Annotated in this window: 2 protein-coding genes and 1 pseudogene; 2 read left to right on the plus strand and 1 reads right to left on the minus strand. The window is 66.6% G+C overall.

Annotated elements, in window-relative coordinates:
* Positions 1-987 (minus strand): ABC transporter ATP-binding protein (locus JCM9942_RS12870; protein WP_054660149.1); only part of this gene is annotated, 987 nt, incomplete at its 3' end.
* 327 nt (positions 988-1,314) lie between these two features.
* Here JCM9942_RS12870 and zwf point away from each other — a divergent pair.
* Positions 1,315-2,751, plus strand: coding sequence for a glucose-6-phosphate dehydrogenase (zwf, locus tag JCM9942_RS12875; protein WP_054660147.1), 1,437 nt, complete (start codon positions 1,315-1,317; stop codon positions 2,749-2,751).
* A pseudogene (locus JCM9942_RS12880) lies at positions 2,748-3,143 on the plus strand (glucokinase); the annotation flags it as partial. The gene zwf and the pseudogene JCM9942_RS12880, both read left to right, overlap by 4 nt.

The raw sequence follows: 3,143 nt of genomic DNA on the forward strand, positions 1-3,143 counted from the left end.
CGCCACCCGCATCACGAGCGGCTGCGCGCCATGGCGCAGGTTGACGAAGATCTCGTTGCCGACCGGCTCCACCCCCTCGACCACGGCACTGAAGTGCCCTACCGCTTCACTGGGCTGAAGATGCTCGGGGCGCACGCCCACCACGATCTCCGTGCCAAACCAGCCCGGACTCAGCGTCAGCCCGCCCAGCGGCAGCAGCGGCCCGTCCGCCAGTTCCAGCGCCAGGCCATCCACGGACGAGGACTTCAGCCGCCCACGCAGCATATTCATTGCCGGACTGCCCAAAAACCCGGCCACGAACAGATTGGCCGGCCGCTGGTAGAGCGCCATTGGCGTATCGATCTGCTGGACCCGCCCTTCATCAAGCACCACGATGCGCTGCCCCAGCGTCATCGCCTCCACCTGGTCGTGGGTGACATAGATCATGGTGGTACCCAGCTTGCGGTGCAGCTGGGCGATCTCGGCGCGCACCGAGTGACGCAGCTTGGCATCCAGATTGGAGAGCGGCTCATCCAGCAGGAACACCGAAGGCTCGCGCACCAGCGCCCGCCCCAACGCCACGCGCTGCCGCTGCCCGCCCGACATCGCGCGTGGCAGCTTGTCGAGCATCGCTGCCAGGCCGAGCGCCTCGGCCGCGCCCTGCACTCTTCGCTGTACCTCGGCCTTGCCGTGGCCACGCAGTTTCAGACCGAAGGCCAGATTCTCGGCGACGGTCATGTGCGGATACAGCGCGTAGTTCTGGAACACCATGGCGATGTCGCGATCCTTCGGCGCCACGTCGTTGACCACACGATCACCAATGCTCAACGTGCCGGCGCTGATCTCCTCCAGCCCGGCCACCATCCGCAGCAGGGTGGACTTACCGCAGCCCGATGGCCCCACCAGCACCATCAGCTCCCCATCTTCGATATCGAAACTGGCCCCGTGCACCGCCACCTGGCCGTTGTCGTAGACCTTGCGCACCCCGTCAAACCGGACCTTGGCCATCGCCACCTCGCTGCCGAACCCGTCACCGCCACCTCGCGGCAGCCCTCCAGCACAGGCAAAACCATCCAGCACCCGTACCCTGCAATCGTATACATCGGAAACCGTGCCCCCGTTAAGCATATTCATATGGCACCATCACCTGGCTTCCCAGCGTGAACGGCGGACCCGAAGTCCGCGGGCGAAATCGCCCAGCCAGATCGCCCTGCGCACGGTGCCGTGCACGCCGCAACTGCCCGTGCCAGCCTGCATTTCCATACCCGCCCGCATGTGGTGCGGCCCGATGAACAACGATTGACAACGATGTCACCCGCACACGAAACTCGAACCATGCACGACACCCTTTTCCTGTTCGGTGCCACAGGCGATCTGGCCCAGCGTTATCTGTTCCCCTCCCTGCTGCGTCTGCTGGGCGACGGCCTGCTTCCCGAGGACTTCCGCGTACGTGCACTGGCGCTGTCGCCGCACGACACCGCGAAGTTCCACGACATCCTGCGCCCGCGCCTTGAACAGGCCGTGCCGCATGCCAGCCAGGACGACATCGACAGCCTGCTCGCGCGCATCGACTACCGCTCGGTGGATCTGCGCAACCCGGAGTCGGTGGCCGAAGCGGTCAAGGATCTGGCGCACCGCAAATGCGTGAGCAACCTGTCCATCCCGCCGGGCCTGTACATCTCCACCTGCGAAGGGCTGGCCCTGGGCGGCGCGCTGGCGGCACCGAACCGGCTGATGCTGGAAAAACCGATCGGCTCGGACTCGGCCAGTGCCGCCGAAATCCTGCGTTCGATCGGCAAGCTGATCGACGAGGACCGCGTCTTCCGCATCGACCACTACCTCGGCAAGGCGGCGGTGCAGAACCTGATGGCGCTGCGCTTCGGCAACACCTTGCTGGAGGCGGTGTGGAACCGCAATTACATCGAGTCGGTGCACATCCTGGTCGCCGAAAGCGATGGCGTGGATGGCCGTGACTCTTATTACTCGCGCTCCGGTGCGATGCGCGACATGGTGCAGAGCCACATCCTGCAGCTGCTGTGCCTGGTGGCGATGGAGCCGCCGGCATCCCTGGAAGCCGACCGCATCCGCGACGAGAAGGTCAAAGTGCTACGCGCCCTGCGCCCGCTCAGCGCCAGGCACGCGGCCAAGGACAGCGTCCGCGGCCGCTATACCGCCGGCACCATCAACGACCAGCCGGTCCAGGCCTACCAGCCGCCGGAAGGCAGCGAGGCCGAGACCTTTGTCGGCGTCACCGCGCATATCGACAACTGGCGCTGGGAAGGTGTCCCGTTCCATCTGGTTACCGGCAAGCGCCTGCCCGAGCGCACCACCCGCATCGAAGTCAATCTCAAGCCGGTCACGCACTGGGTGTTCGAACGCCCGGATCGCAAGAACGCCACGCCCAACCGCATCACCTTCCAGCTGCAGCCACAGGAGAACATCCAGCTCGGTCTGATGAGCTCGCTGGCCGGCCCGGAATGGGGCGCACTGGAGCTGCAGCCGCTGTCGCTGGAGCTGTCCGTCCCCACCGGACTGCACCGCCGCATCGCCTACGAACGCCTGTTCCTGGACGCGTTCAACGGCAACCACGCCCTGTTCGTGCGCGATGACGAAGTGCGGGCGGCCTGGGCCTGGATCGACAGCGTTGCCGATGCCTGGAAAGCGGCCGACCTGCCCATGGAGCCTTACGCGGCCGGCAGCTGGGGCCCGGCGCAGGCCCTGGATTTCCTGCCCGAAGATATGGCCGCCAAGTCTGCGGAGGCAGCACAGTGACGGCACCGGCGGAGTTGACCCTGGTGGCCGATATCGGCGGGACCAACGCGCGCTTTGCGCTGGCCGACATCACCGCCGGGGCCCGCTGGACCAGAGCAGCATCCGTGCCTACCCGGTGACGGCCTTCCCGTCGCTGGCGGATGCGGCAGCCCACTATCTTCAGGAACAGGGCGCGCAAGCGCGCAGCGGGGTGTTCGCGGTGGCCGGTCGGGTGGATGGTGACGAGGCCCGGATCACCAACCATCCGTGGGTGATCTCCCGTGACCGCACCGCCGCGCAGCTGGGCTTCCATTCGCTGCACCTGGTCAACGACTTCGTTGCCCAGGCCATGGCCGTGGCACTGCTGCAGCCGCAGGATGTCGCCCAGATCGGCGGCGCCAGCTGGCAGCCGG

This window comes from Stenotrophomonas pictorum JCM 9942 (genome assembly GCF_001310775.1).
In the GTDB taxonomy this organism is placed as follows: Bacteria; Pseudomonadota; Gammaproteobacteria; order Xanthomonadales; family Xanthomonadaceae; genus Stenotrophomonas; species Stenotrophomonas pictorum.

Coding starts and splice junctions, on each gene's coding strand:
- zwf (WP_054660147.1), top strand. CDS start 1,315: ATGCACGACACCCTTTTCCTGTTCGGTGCCACAGGCGATCTGGCCCAG.